This is a genomic window from Bradyrhizobium erythrophlei (assembly GCF_900142985.1).
Lineage (GTDB): Bacteria > Pseudomonadota > Alphaproteobacteria > Rhizobiales > Xanthobacteraceae > Bradyrhizobium > Bradyrhizobium erythrophlei_B.
The window spans coordinates 598,407-616,235 of the sequence record NZ_LT670849.1; the positions used below are offsets into that span (position 1 = coordinate 598,407).

The 17,829-nt window shown below is 62.2% G+C and carries 18 protein-coding genes; 10 read left to right on the forward strand and 8 right to left on the reverse strand.

Annotated features, from left to right (window positions below; genetic code table 11):
* Positions 1 to 35 precede the first annotated feature (35 nt).
* Genes BUA38_RS02640 through soxA form a run of 5 tightly spaced genes read left to right on the forward strand, consistent with a single transcriptional unit; the run spans position 36 to position 3,389 of the window.
* Positions 36 to 1,319 (forward strand): NAD(P)/FAD-dependent oxidoreductase, encoded by a 1,284-nt coding sequence (locus tag BUA38_RS02640; RefSeq protein WP_072816581.1) that lies wholly within the window; start codon positions 36 to 38, stop codon positions 1,317 to 1,319.
* Positions 1,312 to 1,770 carry a sulfur oxidation c-type cytochrome SoxX gene (gene soxX / locus BUA38_RS02645; RefSeq protein ID WP_072816582.1) on the forward strand — a complete coding sequence of 153 codons (459 nt, stop codon included), beginning with the start codon at positions 1,312 to 1,314 and terminating at the stop codon, positions 1,768 to 1,770. The genes BUA38_RS02640 and soxX overlap by 8 nt, the downstream gene beginning before the upstream one ends.
* Positions 1,771 to 1,798: 28 nt before the next feature.
* The gene (locus tag BUA38_RS02650) at positions 1,799 to 2,281 is read left to right on the forward strand and encodes a SoxY-related AACIE arm protein (RefSeq protein ID WP_072816583.1); all 483 of its coding nucleotides are present in this window, start codon (positions 1,799 to 1,801) and stop codon (positions 2,279 to 2,281) included.
* Positions 2,281 to 2,601 carry a thiosulfate oxidation carrier complex protein SoxZ gene (soxZ, locus tag BUA38_RS02655; RefSeq protein ID WP_072816584.1) on the forward strand — a complete coding sequence of 107 codons (321 nt, stop codon included), beginning with the start codon at positions 2,281 to 2,283 and terminating at the stop codon, positions 2,599 to 2,601. The genes BUA38_RS02650 and soxZ overlap by 1 nt, the downstream gene beginning before the upstream one ends.
* Entirely contained in the window at positions 2,598 to 3,389 is a 792-nt protein-coding gene (gene soxA, locus BUA38_RS02660; RefSeq protein ID WP_083587406.1) for a sulfur oxidation c-type cytochrome SoxA, read from the forward strand. The genes soxZ and soxA overlap by 4 nt, the downstream gene beginning before the upstream one ends.
* Before the next feature lie 2 nt (positions 3,390 to 3,391).
* Here soxA and BUA38_RS02665 read toward each other — a convergent pair whose 3' ends face one another.
* Entirely contained in the window at positions 3,392 to 4,735 is a 1,344-nt protein-coding gene (locus BUA38_RS02665; protein ID WP_072816585.1) for an MmgE/PrpD family protein, read from the reverse strand.
* A gap of 178 nt (positions 4,736 to 4,913) precedes the next feature.
* On the opposite strand from BUA38_RS02665, the gene BUA38_RS02670 reads away from it, so the two are divergent.
* Positions 4,914 to 5,858 carry a Bug family tripartite tricarboxylate transporter substrate binding protein gene (locus tag BUA38_RS02670; RefSeq protein WP_072816586.1) on the forward strand — a complete coding sequence of 315 codons (945 nt, stop codon included), beginning with the start codon at positions 4,914 to 4,916 and terminating at the stop codon, positions 5,856 to 5,858.
* A 67-nt stretch (positions 5,859 to 5,925) separates the two neighbouring features.
* Here the strand turns inward: BUA38_RS02670 and BUA38_RS02675 are convergent, their stop codons facing one another.
* A complete protein-coding gene (locus tag BUA38_RS02675; RefSeq protein ID WP_072816587.1) occupies positions 5,926 to 7,581 on the reverse strand; it encodes a regulator in 1,656 nt (551 codons plus the stop codon).
* Positions 7,578 to 8,297: a cysteine hydrolase family protein gene (locus tag BUA38_RS02680; protein WP_425304942.1), complete on the reverse strand. Its 720-nt coding sequence runs from the start codon at positions 8,295 to 8,297 to the stop codon at positions 7,578 to 7,580. Before BUA38_RS02680 ends, BUA38_RS02675 begins: the two co-directional genes overlap by 4 nt.
* 441 nt (positions 8,298 to 8,738) lie before the next feature.
* On the opposite strand from BUA38_RS02680, the gene BUA38_RS02685 reads away from it, so the two are divergent.
* A complete protein-coding gene (locus BUA38_RS02685) occupies positions 8,739 to 10,058 on the forward strand; it encodes a dicarboxylate/amino acid:cation symporter (RefSeq protein ID WP_072816589.1) in 1,320 nt (439 codons plus the stop codon).
* A 10-nt stretch (positions 10,059 to 10,068) separates the two neighbouring features.
* Here BUA38_RS02685 and BUA38_RS02690 read toward each other — a convergent pair whose 3' ends face one another.
* Genes BUA38_RS02690 through BUA38_RS02700 form a run of 3 tightly spaced genes read right to left on the reverse strand, consistent with a single transcriptional unit; the run spans position 10,069 to position 12,690 of the window.
* The gene (locus tag BUA38_RS02690) at positions 10,069 to 11,334 is read right to left on the reverse strand and encodes an allantoate amidohydrolase (RefSeq protein ID WP_072816590.1); all 1,266 of its coding nucleotides are present in this window, start codon (positions 11,332 to 11,334) and stop codon (positions 10,069 to 10,071) included.
* Positions 11,335 to 11,339: 5 nt separating this feature from the next.
* Positions 11,340 to 12,275 (reverse strand): allantoinase PuuE, encoded by a 936-nt coding sequence (gene puuE / locus BUA38_RS02695; RefSeq protein ID WP_072816591.1) that lies wholly within the window; start codon positions 12,273 to 12,275, stop codon positions 11,340 to 11,342.
* 1 nt (position 12,276) lies between these two features.
* A complete protein-coding gene (locus BUA38_RS02700; RefSeq protein ID WP_072816592.1) occupies positions 12,277 to 12,690 on the reverse strand; it encodes a DUF3830 family protein in 414 nt (137 codons plus the stop codon).
* A gap of 354 nt (positions 12,691 to 13,044) precedes the next feature.
* On the opposite strand from BUA38_RS02700, the gene BUA38_RS02705 reads away from it, so the two are divergent.
* Complete coding sequence (locus tag BUA38_RS02705) at positions 13,045 to 13,518, forward strand: tripartite tricarboxylate transporter TctB family protein (protein ID WP_244553178.1); 474 nt, start codon at positions 13,045 to 13,047, stop codon at positions 13,516 to 13,518.
* A 62-nt stretch (positions 13,519 to 13,580) separates the two neighbouring features.
* Complete coding sequence (locus tag BUA38_RS02710; RefSeq protein ID WP_425304962.1) at positions 13,581 to 15,074, forward strand: tripartite tricarboxylate transporter permease; 1,494 nt, start codon at positions 13,581 to 13,583, stop codon at positions 15,072 to 15,074.
* A 41-nt stretch (positions 15,075 to 15,115) separates the two neighbouring features.
* Here the strand turns inward: BUA38_RS02710 and BUA38_RS02715 are convergent, their stop codons facing one another.
* Positions 15,116 to 15,907, reverse strand: coding sequence for a crotonase/enoyl-CoA hydratase family protein (locus tag BUA38_RS02715; RefSeq protein WP_072816594.1), 792 nt, complete (start codon positions 15,905 to 15,907; stop codon positions 15,116 to 15,118).
* An 86-nt stretch (positions 15,908 to 15,993) separates the two neighbouring features.
* Between BUA38_RS02715 and BUA38_RS02720 the strand changes: the two genes are divergently transcribed.
* Positions 15,994 to 16,578 (forward strand): TetR/AcrR family transcriptional regulator, encoded by a 585-nt coding sequence (locus BUA38_RS02720; RefSeq protein ID WP_072816595.1) that lies wholly within the window; start codon positions 15,994 to 15,996, stop codon positions 16,576 to 16,578.
* Positions 16,579 to 16,587: 9 nt separating this feature from the next.
* Here BUA38_RS02720 and BUA38_RS02725 read toward each other — a convergent pair whose 3' ends face one another.
* Positions 16,588 to 17,793: a DUF3419 family protein gene (locus tag BUA38_RS02725; protein WP_072816596.1), complete on the reverse strand. Its 1,206-nt coding sequence runs from the start codon at positions 17,791 to 17,793 to the stop codon at positions 16,588 to 16,590.
* Between the last annotated feature and the right edge of the window lie 36 nt (positions 17,794 to 17,829).

Below are 17,829 nucleotides of genomic sequence, written 5' to 3' on the forward strand. Positions count from 1 at the left end.
TTAAAGGCCGCCGCTTCTTTTCCCGGAAAGTTCTGATGGACGCGTTGCGCGGCACGACGACGCGAAGAAATGTCCTTCGCGGCATCGCGGCGGCAACGACGTCGTTTGCCCTTCCCTGCCCGTCTTACGCACAATCAAGCCCGCGCGTGGTCGTGATCGGCGGCGGCTTTGGCGGCGCCAGCTGCGCGCGCGCCTTGCGCAAGATCAATCCCAAACTGCAAGTGACGCTGGTCGAACCGAACCGGGTCTTCACCGCCTGCCCTTTCAGCAATGAAGTGATCGCAGGACTGCGCGACATCGAGGCGCAGCAATTCGGATATGAAAAGATCGCCGCCAACGGCGTGAGCATCGTCGCGCAGGCCGCCACCAAAGTCGATCCGCAAGCGCGAACTGTTGGCCTCGCCGATGGAACATCGCTGCCCTACGACCGGCTGGTGCTCGCCCCTGGCATCGATATGCGCTTCGATGCCCTGCCGGGATACGACGAAGCCGCCACGGCAAAAATGCCCCACGCCTGGAAGGCCGGCGAACAGACGCTGTTGCTGCGCCGTCAACTGGAGGCGATGGAGGATGGTGGCACGGTGGTGCTCGCGGTGCCCGCCACTCCATACCGGTGCCCGCCCGCGCCGTATGAGCGAGCCAGCCTGATCGCGCATTATCTTAAAGCGCGTAAGCCACGCTCCAAGATTCTGATCCTTGACGCCAAGGACACCTTTTCGCAGCAACGGCTGTTCGAGAAGGCCTGGAAGGAATTCTATCCCGGCATGATCGAACGCATTCCATTGTCGCAAGGCGGCCGCGTCGTTTCGGTCGAAACCGCCACCAACACGCTGGTCACCGATTTCGGCAATCACGACGCGCAGGTCGCCAATGTGATCCCGCCGCAAAAAGCGGGCAATATCGCGAACCTCGCCGGCGCAGCCGACAAGACCGGCTGGTGTCCGATCGATGCGGCGACCTTTGCCTCGAAGCTCGTGCCCAATATCCACGTCATCGGCGACGCGGTGATCGGCGGCAACGCTCCGAAATCCGCATCTGCCGCAGCCTCAGAGGCTAAGGCCTGCGCCGCCGTGGTGGCGAGCCTGATCGCCGGTTCACCGCCGGAAAGGCCGACGATCGAAGGCACCTGCTACAACATCGTGACTACCGGCTATGCTTTTTCGCAGGCTGGCAATTACCAGCCGCGGGACGACATTTTTGTCGAAGTGATGGGCTCCGGCTTCACAAGCCCCGTCCATGCGCAAAGCGAGCTTCGCCAGCGCGAAGCGGATCAGGCACAGGCCTGGTTCAAGACAATTACGGTGGAAACCTTTGGGTAGGCTGGCCAGTTCTCTTGTCGAAGGCGGTCTCGCAGTCGCGCTGCTGGCGCTGCCCTGCCCAGCCGGTGCAGAGGAACTACGGCCTTATACGGTCAACGGCGACGCCATCGCGGAATCGCTGACCGGTGCGCCCGGTGACGCCACGCGTGGCCGCACACTCGTACTGGAGCGCACCAATACCTGCATCCTGTGCCACAGCGGTCCGTTCCCGGAAGAAAAGTTCCAGGGCGATCTCGCGCCGAACCTCGCAGGCTCCGGCGGCCGCTGGTCGGCAGCTCAACTCAGGCTTCGGCTGGTCGACGCCTCCCGTCTTAACCCCGCGACGATCATGCCGTCTTATTATCGCCTTGACGGGCTGGATCGCGTCGCGCCCAACTGGCGCGACAAACCGATCCTGTCGGCCGAGCAGATTGAAGATATTGTGGCGTATCTGGCAACGCTACGCGAATAGGAAGGCGACTTCAGGGATGCCAAGCAGGATGCCAAGACAACCCAGCTCCACGCGCCGCCGCTTTCTGAAGCTGGCCGGCAGCGCCGCCGCGGTCGGCGCGTTCCCGCTTGCCGTCAGCGTGCGGCCGGTCGCAGCGACACCCGAGACGATGGCGAGCGCGATCCGCACCGTGACCGGCGGCGCCAATGTGCAGACCGGAAAGGTCAAACTCGACATTCCGCCGCTGGTCGAGAACGGCAACAGCGTGCCGATGGTGGTGAGCGTGACGAGCCCGATGACTGACAAGGATTACGTCAAGAGCATCCATGTCTTCAACGAGAAGAACCCGCAGCCCAATCTCGGAAACTTCTACCTCACCCCGCGCGCCGGCCGCGCCCAGGTTTCGACCCGCGTGCGGCTGGCCGACAGCCAGAAGATCATCGCCATTGCAAAACTTTCGGACGGCTCGTTCTGGTCGACCACGACGGAAGTCGTGGTGACCCTGGCCGCCTGCACCGAGGAGGTGATGTAATGGCCGCCGCCCTGATCAACGTTCCGAAGAAAGCCAAAAACGGCGACGTCATCGAAATCAAGACGCTGATGTCGCACATCATGGAAACGGGCTATCGCCACACCACTACAGGCGCAGTCGTGCCGCGCGATATCATCACGAGCTTCACCTGCCACTTTGAGGGCGAGGAGATTTTCCGCGCCGATCTTTTTCCGGCAACCGCCGCCAACCCGTTCTTCTCGTTTTTCACGGTGGCAACGAAAAGCGGAAAATTCGACTTCGAATGGATCGGCGACAACGGCTTTTCCGAGACCGCATCCGCCCGCATCACCGTCGAATGAAATTCGCAGCGACGATAGTGCTGGCGTCGCTGCTGATTGCAGCCGGCATTGTCGCCCGTCCCTTGATCGCGACTGAAATCCCGCAAGGAGAGCGCCGGTCCGGCTACAGCTTCATGGCGCCGGAAACCAGGGCGATGCAGGACGACCGGACGTCCAACCCAGGAATGCTCTGGGTGCTCGACGGCGAAACGCTGTGGAAGCAAAAGCAAGGCGCCGCCGGCAAGGCCTGCGCCGATTGTCATGGCGACGCCTCCAGCAGCATGAAAGGCGTCGCGGCGCGCTATCCGGCCTACGACAAGCCGCTCGGGCGTCCCGTCAATCTCGAACAGCGCGTCAATCTGTGCCGCGTGCGTCACCAGGAAGCAGAGCCGCTGCCTTACGAGAAGCACGACCTGCTTGCGCTCGCGGCCTACGTCGCCGAGCAGTCGCGCGGGCTTCCGGTGGCGCCCGATCCCGCGCCCGAACTCGAACCGTTCGTCACCAAAGGGCGCGACTTCTTCATGCACCGGCAGGGGCAGCTCAACCTCGGCTGCACCAACTGCCACGACGATAACTGGGACAAGCATCTTGCGGGCTCTGCGGTCACGCAGGCCATGGCCAACGGCTACCCGATGTACCGGCTCGAATGGCAGACGCTGGGATCGCTGCAACGACGCCTGCGCAACTGCATCAACGGGATGCGAGCACAGAATTACAATTTCGGCGCGCCGGAGCTGGTCGAGCTGGAGCTCTATCTGATGACGCGCGCGCGCGGCATGCCGGTCGAGACGCCCGCGGTGCGGCCTTAGAACTAAACCGGCACGGTCAGCGCTACCAACTTCGAGACATCGGCGCTCGCCTCGACGTTCCAGATCGCATCGATCAAGGGCGTGGCCTCATAGCGTGGATTCGACAGCAACGCCGCCGCGCGCAATTTGCTTTCGAGATCGCGGTCGGAGAGCGGATTGGCGTCACTGCCGCGCGCGGCTTTCTGTTCGAGCTTGAAGATCTTGCCGTCCGCGGTCGTCATCTCGACCGCCGCAGCCACCGTTGAAAAGCTTTCGTCGCGCAACAGCTCGACCATGCCGCGCAGCTTCAATACTTCAGGGTCATTCACGCAGGCGTCGGTGAACTGGTCGAGCCCCGCTTGTCCCTTGATTAGGGCCGCAGCCACCGCATGCTGCACGCTGACCTGCGCCTCGCGGCCGGTCGAAACATTCGGCCGGTCGCCGCGAACGCTCAGCAGCGGATTGCCGCGCACCACGACACGCGTGACATCGACCGCGGGATGGTCGCGACGCCAGTCCAGGACGCAATCGAGCACGGGGTGAATCACAAAGCCGCACGGGTACGGCTTGTAGGAAGTCGCCATGATCTCCCAGCGATCGCCCCAACCGTCGGTGATATGAGACAAGTCCGGCGTCTCCGCGAGCGCGCTATAAAAGCCTTGCACGCCGGCAAGCGGCTCCGCTGGGCCGTCATATCCTTTTTCGGCCAGCAAAGCCGACCACAGGCCGTTGCGCGCGGCGTTGCCGACGCTGAGACTTTTCGCCGGCGTTCCCAGGCATTCGCACAGGCCGGCCGATTGCGTGGCGGCATTGCCCAGCGCCCAGACCATCTGGCGTTCATCGAGCCGCGCAAGCTTGCCGATCGCGGTGGCCGCGCCGAACACCCCGCAGGTCGAGGTGATGTGCCATCCCCTGTTGTAATGGCTCGGCGAGATCGCAAGCCCGATCCGATCCTGCACCTCGTTACCGAGAACGAAAGCCAACAATAAATCGGCACCGCTGAGCGGTCGCAATCCCGCGTAGGCGAACAACGCACCGGCCACCGGAGCGGTCGGATGAATGACGGTCGCGGTATGGGTATCGCAGAAGTCATCGACATTGGCGCCGGCCGCATTGAGAAAGGCCGCGCTCAACGCGTCGATCTTCTCGGCGCGTCCGATCAGGGCGACCTGCTTGCCACCGGAAAATTCGGAAAGCGAGCGCAGTGTTGTTTCGATAGGTCGGGAGCGGCAGCCCGCGAGCATGACCGCGAAGAAATTGACCAGCGACCGCTTGGCCTGATGGCGCACATCTTGCGGTACATCCTCCCATCGCGTTGCAACAATGTGATGGGCAAGGCCCTCGGTGATACCAGGCTTGTGCAGCATTCTGTTTCCTTCCCAGAGGGTGCGGAGAATCGCAGGGTGACAAAAAAGCGCAACCACGGGTCCGGTAGACCGGATAAGAAAATTTGCCGTATGTTAAAGCGGCAAAAGCATCAACAACAAGAAACTGCCGTGCCCCATGCCCATTCGCTCGAGCGCCGTTTTAGTTGCAACATTCGCGTTGACCATCGCGGTCCCTCTCCTCGGGAATGCGGCGCGCGCCGATGACTTCCCGTCACGCCCGATTCATTTGATCGTGCCCTATGCCGCGGGCGGCTCCGCCGACGCCACCGCGCGCGTGATCGCAAAACAGGTCAGCAAACGAACGGGCCAGACCATCGTGGTGGAAAACCGGGGCGGCAGCGCGTCGATCCTTGGCACCGAGTTCGTCAACAAGGCCGATCCCGACGGCTACACCCTGCTGCTCGGGCAATCCGGGCCGATCTCGATCAATCCCGCGATCTACAAGGAACTGCCTTACGACCCGGTGAAAGATTTCGCGCCGGTCTCACTCACCAGCACCTATCCCTATCTCATGGTGGTGAACCGTTCGCTCGGCGTCAAAACCTTGCAGGAGTTCGTGACGCTCGCCAAGAGCAAGCCCGGCGCGTTGAATTACGGCACGACCGGTGTCGGCGCCTCCAACCACCTGCTCACCGAACTATTCAACCTCAAGGCCGGCATCAAGTTGACCCACATTCCCTATCGCGGCACGGCGCTCGCGGTCGCCGATCTGGTCGCGGGTCAGGTGCAGGTGGTGTTTTCCGATCCGATCTCGGCGCTGCAACTCGTCAATTCGGGAATGCTGGTGGCGCTCGCCGTGACCAGCAAGGACCGCTCGCCGGTCGCGCCCAACGTGCCGACGATTTCCGAGAGCGGCTATCCGGGCTTCGATGCGGTCGGCTGGCACGGAATCCTGGCGCCGGCCAAAACACCGCCCGCCATCGTCGCCAAGCTGAACGCCGAGATTGTTCAGGCGTTGAAGGATCCCGAGACGAAATCGCTGCTGGAGAGCCAGGCGATCCAGGTCGTCGGCAGTTCTCCGCAGGAATTTGCCGACTACATCAAGCAGGACATTGCACTCTGGAAGGAAGTGGCGGAGCAGGCCAAGATCGAGGTCAAGTAACCTCTCACCTCACCTGCTCCGCGTGGCCCCCAGGCCAATTCAGTGCTGACGCAGCGTTAGACCACGATTACTCCGCGGGCGCTGCCATTGGGATATCATGCTGCGGCATATACGAAACGCTGCTGCTGCCGTATTTTCCGACCGCGAAGAAGCCGGCGGCAATCACCGCATAGGCCAGTGCCACGCTGGGTGTGACACCGAAACCACCGCCGACGCCGACCGCTTCGCCATGCATGAAGCCGAAGTAGGTCAGCACCGCGCCTGCGAACGAGAAGGCAGAGGCCTTCACGAAATCGCGCTCGATGATGAACACGGCGATCGCACCCAGGATCAGGCCTGCGATGATCGAGCCGCCGCCCATCACCTCCAGCCCATGATAGAGCACGCCCTGTTGCGGCAATGATGCGAGTGCTGCCGCCTTGACGTCGCCGACCTTGTCGCCGGCCAGCCCGCCGACCGTCTGGGCTGCCGTGACGGTCGCCCCCAGCATGGTATCGACCTGAAGCTTGGCCCACGCGGCCAGATGCGGCGTCAGCGCCACCACGACCGCGGGCGCATGCTTGATCGGCGTGGTCTGGAACGCCTGCGCCCCGATCAGCATGCCGATGTAGAGCAGGATCGGCGAAATCGCGACCACGGGAACGAGCGCCAACATCACCGAGATGATGCCGAACCACGACAGAACGACCACCATGAGGCCGGTCGCGGCCGAATAGCCGATCCTGCCTCCCATCGCCTTCCAGCCGGGATGGCCGATATAGACGGCGTTGATGAAGGGGTTGCCCATCAGGCAACCGATCAGGCTGACGACGCCGTCGGCGGTGAGAACGCGCGTGGTCGGATATTCGTCGCCCGCGGCTTCGGCGCTTTCGACGTTGTCCATGGCCTCCACGAGATCGTAGATGCCGAAGGGAATAGCCGTCACCAGGATGATGCCGAGGAATTCGAACCCGGAAAATACCTGGCCGACCGCGGGCAGCGGCACCGAGAAGCCGAAACTGGCAAAGGCATCGCCGAGGCCTTTGACGCTCATCCCGCCAATTCCCAGACCGAAGAGGTTCGATCCCCAGGCAATCAGCATGCCGGCGGCAATCGCGACCAGTCCGGCCGGAATGCCCTTGAGGTATTTCACGCCGCCGAACCAGCTCACGAGAATGATCGCGAAACAAATCAGACCGATCTGCGGCGTCATGTACATCTCAAGCGCCGGCCGCATCGAAATGAAGGTCACGGACACGCCGGCCAGCGTGCCGAGCAGCGCCGCGCGCGGCGTGATCTTGCGGATGTAGGGGGCAATGAAGCCGCCGATCATCAGGATGAAGCTTTGGAAGAACACCCATACCAGACCTGCCGACCAGCCTTTCAGCGGATCGCCGGTCTTCAACGTGATCGGCAGCATGATCACGAAGGTCACAATGAACATGTGCGGTACGCTGACGCCGGAGGGCAGCGCGCAGACGTCGGAGCGTCCGGTCTTCTGCGCCAGGCGGTAGGCGAGGAAAGCGTAATAGAAGGTCGACAGGCACATCATCAGGCCGAGTGCCGGAAGGATACGGCCGAACACCAGCGAATCCGGCATCTTCAGCACAAAGCGCAACAGCCCCGTGAGCACGAGCATGTTGACCAGAATGTTGGTGCCGAAACCGAAGAAGGCGTTCCAGTCGCCGGGAGTCCATAATGCCGGCTTGAAGTCGCTCTTTCCTGAAAGAATGCTCGTACTCATTTTGCTGCCCCTGCTAATGCGTGTGAAGTCTCCGATTTCATCGCTTGAAGAACCGCAGCCGAGTCTGCGACCCAGCCGAAGATGCCACCCTGGGCCTTGATCATCTTGAGGCCCATCTCGTGGAATTCAGGAAAATAGGAAGCGCATCCGTCTGACAGTACGACGCATCGATAGCCGCGGTCGTTTGCTTCGCGAACGGTCGTATTGACGCAGACTTCTGTGGTGACGCCGCAGACCAGCAGATTTTCGACGCCGTATTTCTTCAGGATATCGCCGAGCTCGGTGGCGTAGAACGCGCCCTTGCCAGGCTTGTCGATGACGACCTCGTCCTTGAGCGGATAGAGTTCGGGAATGATGTCGTGCCCCGCCTCGCCGCGGATCAGGATGCGTCCCATCGGGCCGGGATCGCCGATCCGCAAACTCGGCGCGCCACGCTCCACCTTTGCCGGCGGCGCATCCGACAAATCGGGCAAATGGCCTTCGCGGGTGTGAACGACCAGCATCCCCGTGTCGCGCGCGGCCTTCAGCACTGAGGCGATCGGCTTGACGGCGGTAGCCAGCCGCGACACGTCGTTACCGAGCGTCTCGCCGAAACCACCGGGCTCCATGAAATCGCGCTGCATATCGATGATGACGAGCGCGGTCGCCGACCAATCGAGTTGGATCGGCTCCGGTTCGGCGAGCACGATGCCTGTCAGTTGCTTTGAAGCCGCCATCAGTTACGCCCCCCGAGGCAAAAGAACTCTGAAAACGTGGAAGCAAGGTTCCGGCACAACTAAGCAAGGCGCGTGCCATTGTGTACAATGCGCTTCGGCCGAACCTCACGAAAAAATCTTTCCTGTTTTCAGCCAGTTGGGGATTCGGATCGGCAGCTTGACGGATACCGCCGCGCGACTTTCATCGCCTGTTTGCTTATTCGTTGAGCGTTGTCGCGCCTGCCTCACGCGTCATCAGCCTCGGCAGGCGAGTTCGTCTCAGGCGGTCGGAAACACAACTCGTGTGCTTGCCTGTTGCCGTGTTGACCGCCGTCCATTGGACTGAAACATTGGCTTTTTCGCCCATCCCGGCGAGATCGGGACCGGCTTTGAAGCTTCTGGCGCGGATTTTGCTGCTTCACTCACATCCTGTTTCAGACATCGATTAAGGGGGGACGTTCGATGGCCACAATCACAACCGCGGCGCCGGTCGCGCGAAAGCCGATCTACACCTCGTTATTCGCGCAAGTCCTGATGGCCCTTGTCCTGGGCATCGTTCTGGGGATGGCGACGCCCGATTTCGCCATCAGCCTGAAGATCCTGAGCGACGCCTTCCTCAAACTGATCACCATGATCGTTGCGCCGATCGTGTTCTGCGTCGTCGTTCACGGCATCGCGGGCGCAGGCGACCTCAAGAAGGTCGGTCGGGTCGGCGTCAAGGCGCTGATCTATTTCGAGACGATGACGACGGTAGCGCTGGTCGTCGGCCTGCTGCTCGCCTTTATCTTCGGGCCCGGCCACGGCATGAACATTGATACCTCGCACCTCGATGCCAATGCGCTCGGCAGCTATGCCGACAGGGCGAAAAACCTCAAAGGCGAAGGCATCGGCTCCTTCCTCCTGAATATCATCCCGACGACCTCCTTCGATGCGCTGTCGCGCAACGACGTGTTGCAGGTGCTGTTCTTCGCGATCATCTTCGGCGTCAGCCTCGCGCTGGTCGGCGGTGAAAAAGGCGAGAAGGTCGCCTCCATGGTCGACGCGGTCTCGACGGTGCTGTTCCGCGCGATGGGACTGATCGTCCGCGTCGCGCCGCTCGGCGTGCTCGGCGCGGTCGCCTACACCGTCGGCAAATACGGTGTCGGCTCGCTCAAGCAGCTCGTCTCGCTGGTCGCCTTGTTCTACGTCTCCGTCGCCATCTTCGTTCTCGGCGTGCTCGGCGCCGTGATGGCGTTTTGCGGGCTGAACATTTTCAAGTTCTTAAGTTACCTGCGGGAGGAGCTGACGATCGTGCTCGCAACCGCGTCATCGGACGCGGTGCTGCCGCAGATCATGCGCAAGCTTGAACGGCTCGGCGTGAAGGATTCCGTGGTCGGACTTGTGATTCCGACCGGCTATTCCTTCAATCTGGACGCGTTCTCGATCTACCTGACGCTGGCCGTGGTCTTCATCGCGCAGGCGACGAACGTCCCGCTGTCCTTCGGCGACCTGATGCTGGTGCTCGGCATCTCGCTGGTCACCTCCAAGGGCGCGCACGGCGTACCGGGTTCGGCGATCGTCATTCTTGCCGCCACGCTGAACGCGGTGCCGAGCATTCCCGCGATCGGGCTGGTGCTGGTGCTTTCCGTCGACTGGTTCATCGGCATGGCGCGTGCGCTCGGCAACCTGATCGGCAATTGTGTCGCCACCGTCGTCGTCGCCGCCTGGGAAGGCGACCTCGACTATGCCAAGGCGCACCAGGTGCTCGACGGGGCGGAAGTCGTGGACGTAACGGCGGGCTAGCGGTCTACTTCTAGCTGTTGGGGCGAAAATTCTCGATCACGCGCAGCAACACCCGCGCGCCGGCGTCGGCATCGGCCAGCTCAACATGTTCGTCGGGATGGTGGCTGATGCCGCCGCGGCAGCGCACGAACACCATGGCGACGTCGGCAATGTCGACCATCGCCATGCCGTCGTGGCCCGCGCCGCTTGGAAGCTCAAAGACGGGATAGCCTTCGGCGGCGACCGCCTCCGCAATCTGCGTCTTCAGCCATGGCGCGCAGGGCACGGTGCGGTTCTCGTGCGTCACGTCCAGCCGCAGTTCAAGATTTCGGCGCTTGGCGATCGCTTCGAGGTTCCGGGAGATATCGGTCAGCGCGCGACCGCGATGCACGTCCGTCGGCGCGCGCAGATCGATCGTAAAATGGGCCTGTCCGGGAATGACATTGGTCGCTCCGGGCGAAGCATGGATATAGCCGACGGTGCCGACCAGTCCGCGCCCGTCGGTCAGGCATAGCTGTTCAATCTTGGAGATGAGTTCGGCGGCACCGGCCAGCGCGTCGCGCCTCAGCTCCATCGGCACCGTCCCGGCGTGACCGGCCATGCCGGTCACGCGTGCGGCGAGCCGCGTCGCGCCGGCAATCGCGCTGACGACACCGACCGGCAAGTTCTTGGCTTCGAGTACCGGCCCCTGCTCGATGTGCAGCTCGACATAGGCGAGCAGTTCACCACGAACCCTGGCCGCCGCGCCGATATGATCCGGATCGAGGCCGAACTGGACCATCGCCTCGCGCATCGAAATATCGGCGCTGTCCTTTGAAGTCAGCACACGCTCGTTGAAGGTCCCCGCCACCGCGCGGCTGCCAAGCAAGGTCGAAGCGAAGCGAACCCCCTCCTCGTCGGCAAAGGCGACGACTTCGATCGCAAACGGAAAGCGGCGGCCGCGCCTGTTCAAATCCGCGACGCAGGAAATCGCCGTGATCACGCCGAGCGGGCCATCCCATTTGCCGGCGTCACGTACCGTATCGTAGTGCGAACCCAGCATCAGGCATGGCAGGCCCGGCCGTTCGCCTTCGTAGCGGCCGCAAACATTGCCGATCGCGTCGAGTTTGGCGCTCATGCCGGCTTCGCGCATCCAGCTCATGATCAGATCGGCCGCGGTGCGATGCTGCGGCGTGAGGAAAACGCGCGTCAGATTGTCGGGCGTCTCCGAAATCTCCGCCAGCCGATTGATCCGGCCGACGATTTCCTCGCCGAGCGGCGCGGTCTTCGCGGCATTTCTTGCGTCGGTCGCGCCCATGACGGCTAGCCTACTTGCGGCGCATTGGCCGCCAGATGGGAAAGATTCGCGTGCCAGTGCTGGGCGATTTGCAGCCTGGTCGGGACCCAGACCCGCTCGTGGCTTGCGATGTAATCGAGAAACCGGATCAGCGCCGCGGCGCGGCCGGGACGGCCGATCAGCCGGCAATGCAGGCCGATCGACATCATTCTCGGCGAGGTCTCGCCTTCGGCATAGAGCACGTCGAAACTGTCCTTGAGATAGGAGAAGAACTGCTCGCCATTGCCGAAGCCCTGCGCGTTGACGAAGCGCATGTCGTTGAGATCGAGGCTATAGGGAATGACCAGATGCGGTCCGGCCGCGCCCTTGATCCAGTACGGCAGGTCGTCGGCGTAAGAGTCACAGGAATAAAGAAATCCTCCGGCTTCCATCACCAGGCGAACGGTGTTGATCGAGGTGCGGCCGGTGTACCAGCCGAGCGGACGCTCCCCGGTCACTTCGGTATGCATGCGGATGGCGTCGGCGATCTCGACCCGCTCCTCCGCCTCCGACATGTCCTTGTGCTCGACCCATTTCAGGCTGTGGCTGGCAATGTCCCAGTCCGCCTCCTTCATCGCGGCGACCACTTCCGGGTTTCGCTTCAAGGCGGTGGCCACGCCGAACACCGTGACCGGCAGTTTTCGCTCCGTGAAAATCCGCCACAGCCGCCAGAAGCCCGCGCGCGAGCCGTATTCGAACATCGATTCGATGTTGGCGTGGCGTTGCCCCGGCCATGGCTGTGCGCCGAGCACGTCCGACAGAAACGCCTCCGAAGCTCGATCGCCGTGCAGGATGTTGTTCTCGCCGCCTTCTTCGAAATTCAGCACGAACTGCACGGCAATGCGGGCATTTCCGGGCCAATGCGGATGAGGCGGATTGCGGCCGTAGCCACGGAGGTCCCTGGGATACCCGCCCCCGGCCATTTCAGGCTTCCTCGATGCGAACCTTTTGCGCGCCTTTGTAGAGCACCGTCCTGCCGAGCGTGTACAGGTTCTCAAGACCCGACGTCAGGGTGATGAAGTGATTGCCGGCAAGCTGGCCCATTTTGCTGGCAAAATGCACGCCGCCATAGGCGAGCAAAATCTCGGTCTCGCTGATGCCGCCGGGATAAAGGATCATCTGGCCCGGGGCCGGATAGCTCGTGTGGTTCTCATAGCCGACGCCAAAGTCGAGATCGCCGAGCGGCATCCAGACCCCCTCGCCGCTCCAGCGCACATGGACGAATTCGCTGTTGAACGGCATGGCCTTGCGGAAGGCCGCACAGGTTTTGGGCGCCAACTGTTCTTCAAAGCGGGCCTGGAAGGTGAAGTCTCCGGCGTGGACGATCAGTTGGCTCATTCAAGACACCCGTAATGACGCATTCTGAGGGATTCTTTCTCTTCGATAGCCGATTTCTATGGCCTTTTGCTACCCCGGCATAGGCCGATCGACCGCAATCAGACGGCCTTGGCGAAAGCCTGCTCAAAACATGCTCGCCGCTCGAAAGCGCCGCGGCGATACCGCGCCGCGATATCGGCAAGGACCGGCCCGCTGGCCTGCGCTATTTTGTCGTTTTTATCGCTCGATAAACTGGTCTAGTCTGTTAGACGAATGTCGGTTCCTTCCCCTCTGGAAACGTGAAACGTGGCCATATCGACAGGTCTGGCTGCTGCGGGTAGGGTCGCGGCCAAATAAGGTTTGGGAGAGAAGCTGTTGTCGGGAAAGTTTACCTGGAAACGGGATTATTATGCCGGCGGCCTGATGATGTTGCTCGGGATCGGCGCGGCGGTGACGGGATCCGGCTACAAATTCGGCAGCCTCGCCAGAATGGGCCCCGGCTTCATGCCGGTCGTGCTCGGCATCGTGCTTGCCTTCATCGGCATCCTGATTGCCGGCACCGCCCTTTTGTCCTCAGAGCCCGACGACAGCAAATTCCTGCCCGACAACCCGCAATGGTTCGGATGGTTCTGCATTCTCGCAGGCCCCGTTCTGTTCATCGTCCTCGGATATTATGGCGGGATGATCCCGGCGGTGTTCGCCTGCGTGTTCGTGAGCGCGCTCGGCGACAAGACGGCGACGTATAAATCGTCACTTGTCCTTGCCCTGGGCGTCACCGTGTTTGGCGTGCTGCTGTTCCACTATCTCCTGAACATTCCCTTCCCGTTGCTGCGCGGAGTGAACCTGTGATTTCGACCGCGCTTACCGATCTATGGTACGGCTTTGGCGTCGCGCTCGAGCCGCACAACCTGATGTATTGTTTCCTCGGCGTGCTGGTCGGCAATCTGGTCGGCGTGCTGCCGGGCATGGGCCCGGTCGCCACCATCTCGATCCTGCTGCCGCTTACCTTTGGCATCCATCCGGTCCCGGCGATCCTGATGCTGTCGGGTGTGTATTACGGCGCCCAATATGGCGGAGCGATCTGTTCGATCCTGCTCAACCTGCCATGTCATCCGCCACACGCCGTCACCTGTCTGGACGGCTTTCCGCTGACCAAACAAGGCAAAGGCGGCACCGCGCTCGGCATCACCGTCATCGCCTCCTTTGTCGGCGCTTCCTTCGGCATCACCGAGATGATTTTCCTGGCGCCGTTTTTGGTGAAGATGGCGCTGGAATTCGGCCCGGCCGAAGTGTGCTCGCTGATGCTGGTGGGCCTGCTCGCAGGGTCGACGCTCGCCAAGGGCTCCCCGCTCAAGGGTATCGCCATGACGGTGTTCGGCCTCTTGGTCGGCATCGTCGGGTCCGATATCGAGACCGGCCAGCCGCGCTTCACCTTCGGCATCACTGAACTGTTCGACGGCATCGAGATCGTTGCGCTCGCGCTCGGCATGTTCGGCGTCGCCGAGTTCATGAACAGCATCAACAACACCGAAACCGTGGACATGCGCTACGCCAAGGTCGGCCTTTCCGACATGTTCCCGTCGAAGGCCGACCTCAAGAAGGCGTTCTTCCCGATGATCCGCGGCACGCTGATCGGCAGCCTTTGCGCGCTGATCCCGGGCACGGGGCCGACGATTGCCTCGTTCGTCTCCTACGCCACCGAAAAGAAGATCTCGAAGACACCGGAGCGCTTCGGACGCGGCGCGATCGAAGGCGTCGCCTGCCCCGAAGCTTCGACGCATTCCTCGGTGCAGGGTGACTTCATTCCGACCATGAGTCTCGGCATCCCCGGCGACACCGTGATGGCGCTGCTGTTGGGCGCACTGATCATTCACGGCATCGTGCCGGGACCGCAGCTCATCACCCAGCACGCCGACATCTTCTGGGGCCTGATCGCGAGCTTCTGGATCGGCAACATCCTGCTGGTTGTTCTCAACGTGCCGATGATCGGCCTGTGGGTGAAGCTGCTCAGCATTCCCTACCGTTACCTCTATCCGAGCGCGATGTTCTTCGTCTGCATCGGCGTCTATGCCGCCAGCAACGACATGTTCCAGGTCGGCGAGACGCTGGTGATCGGTATTGTCGGATACATCCTGCTGCGGCTGGATTTCCACCCCGCTCCGATCCTGCTCGGCTTCGTGCTGGGGCCGCGGTTCGAGGAAAACTTCCGCCGCAGTCTTTTGATCTCGCGCGGCGATCTGATGACCTTCATCGAGCGCCCGATCAGCGCGTTCTTCCTCTTGATATGCGTCGTGCTGCTCGCCGCCCAGATCTACGTCTGGCTGCGCAAGCCGAAAATCGTGCAGGACGAAAAGGCGATCGAGGCCCAGGTACCGGCGACGCCCTATTCCAGTCTCGCGGAGTGAGAAGCAAGCGCGCCGCAATTCGTGGCCGCGCCTCTTCCAGGCTATCTGGCCTGATAGTTCGGCGAACGCCGAACGAGCCAGGCATCGAGGGCTTCGCGCGTGTCACGGGTCGGTGCCATGCGCGCGAATTGCTCGCTCTCGATTTCCAGCCCCTCACCGATCGTCGCGTTCAACCCGCGTGTGACCGCGGTGAGAATGCGCGCAGCCGCCAGCGGCGAATGCCGCAGGATACGGCCGGCCAGTTCCAGCGCTGACGGCAAAAGGTCCTCGTGCGCCACGATGCGGTTGACGAGGCCGATCTCCAGGGCATGCCGGGCCGAAAAGGTATCCCCCGTCAGCAACAATTCGAGCGCGCGCTTGCGGCCGGCCAGACGGGGCAGCCGCTGCGTGCCGCCGAAGGTCGGCGGAATGCCGATATTGATTTCCGGCTTGGCGAAGCTCGCCTGTTCGCTGGCGACCGCCAGATGCGCGGCTTCGGTGATTTCGCAGCCGCCGCCGAACGCAATTCCATTCACGGCAACGATGACGGGCTTTGGGAAGGATTCGATGCGCGCCGTCATCGATTGTCCCCTGCGGACGAAGGCCCTGACCGCGGCATCCGGCCCCTCCCGCAGCGTCTGTGAGAACTCCGTGATATCGGCGCCGGCGGAAAACGCCCGCTCGCCTGCCCCGGTCAGGATCACGGCCCGAACGCTGGAATCGCCCTCGATTGCATCTAACCGTTCCTTGATCCGGTCAACGAGCGCGTAATTCAGCGCGTTGAGCTTTTCCGGCCGGTTCAGTGTGAGGATCGCCACCGCGTTGCGGGTTTCGCAAAGTACCAATTCCGACATCTTGGTCTCTTGATTTTGTTTGACGGAAGCAACAGGTAATTCCACGTCGGATTTTGATACACTCACTAGACAGTATACATCAGCGAATGCCCATGAATTCGGATCAAACGCGCGACCGTATCGTCGCAGCCGCCGCCCGCCTGTTTTACGATGAGGGCATTCGCGCCGCGAGCGTCGATGCCATTGCCGAAAAGGCCGGCGTCACCAAGAAGACGCTGTACTACCACTTCCGCAGCAAGGACGAATTGATCGCCGCCTATCTGGAGTCGCGCGACCAGCCGACGCTCAGTCTTTATGCGCGCTGGTTCGAGGAAACGCCGGGATCCGCTGCCGACAAGGTCCGCGGACTGTTTGCCGAATTCGCGCGCGCGACCAATACGATGAAATGGAAGGGTTGCGGTTTTCTGCGTACCGCTGCCGAGTTGGCGAGTACGCCGGGACATCCGGCGCTCAAGGTCGGCGCCGCGCACAAGAAACGTTTCGAGGCCTGGCTTGCGGAGGCACTCGCCCGCGACGGCGCCGCTAACGCGCAAGCGGTGGCTCGAAGCATCGTCGTGCTACTCGATGGCGCGGCCTCGGTAATGCTCGTTCACCGTGATCCCGCGTATGTGGAAGCCGCAGGCGCGGTCGCCGCTTCGCTGATCGCACCGGCCAGCGTCAAGGCCGCGTGATCGCTGCGCTCAGCGCCGGCCGTAGCAGTGGAAGCCGCCGTAGATACCTGAGCGATCCAGCGCAAATCCGACCGCGCTTCGTTCATCGTCGCGCTGCCACGTCCGCCGCAGCGATGCGAGCTCCTCACCTTCGATCGGCGATGCCTCCCCGGCGGTGCGGAAGATCACGTGGACGTTGTCGGAGCCCGCGCGATCGATCGCAGTCCAAAGCTTGCGAATTTCGTCGGCGGCCATCCAGTCCTGCGAGTCCAGAAGGATGACGGCATCGACCTCGCGCGCCGGCAGGCTATCGAGAAATTGTTTGAGACTGGCGTGATGCGGAATGATCAGGCCCGCGCCGTTGCGCATGCGCTCGTATTGGCGGCGCTGAAGATAAGGCGGCAAGCACCGATCTCCCGGACCGATATAGGCGCGATGCAATGCCTGCCAGGCGAAATAATTGGTTTCGTTCGGATGACCGTCGATCAGACACAACAGGCGTTTGTGGAGTACGTCGTTCAAGGGGGCGCCACCGCCCAATAACGCGCGCTGCCGCGGCGGGATGCCGAGGCTGAACAGGAGCGCGGGCGTTGCCGTGATCAAACGGGCAAACCACGAATGACAGACGCGATCCAGCCGCTCCAGCGCTTCAATCCGCGCGGGCGCATCCGGCCTGCCATTCAAAAGTATCGCAGGATCGATCCCCGACAATTTCGCGACAAAATGCGCAAAGCCGATGAACCGGCCGAGCATGCCGTGGCGGTAGAATCCATCGGTGAAATAGGCGTGGCGCGAACGGCCGGTGGTGGTTCGCTTGTCCCAATAGTTTCGCGCCTGCGCATCCAGCAGTGGCCGCAGCCGGTCGCGGTAGAGATCTGAATTGGCCGGCGAACTGGCTTCTCCGAAGAATTGCCAGAAATCCGAATAGTTGGAAAAGGCGCGCAAGCCCGCCAGCTTGAGCTTGAGCAGTGCAAGATGCGCGCCGTTGAGGTCGACCGCATAGACCTGCGCCGGCTGCGCCATCAGATAGGACAGCGCGTTGCATCCACCCGAAGAGATCGTGACGATGGTGGAACCTATGGCTAAACGAAGCGCCGCAAGATCGGCGACCGGGTCTTCCCAGATCTGGGTATAGACCAGGCGACGGAGCCAGAACGCATACAGCCGGGCCCAGATCGTCGCCTCGACAACGCTTTTGCTGTCGTGAACGGCATCTGCGATGAGCTGGCTGTTCATCCGAACCTCGAATCAACAATTCGACCAGAATACCGC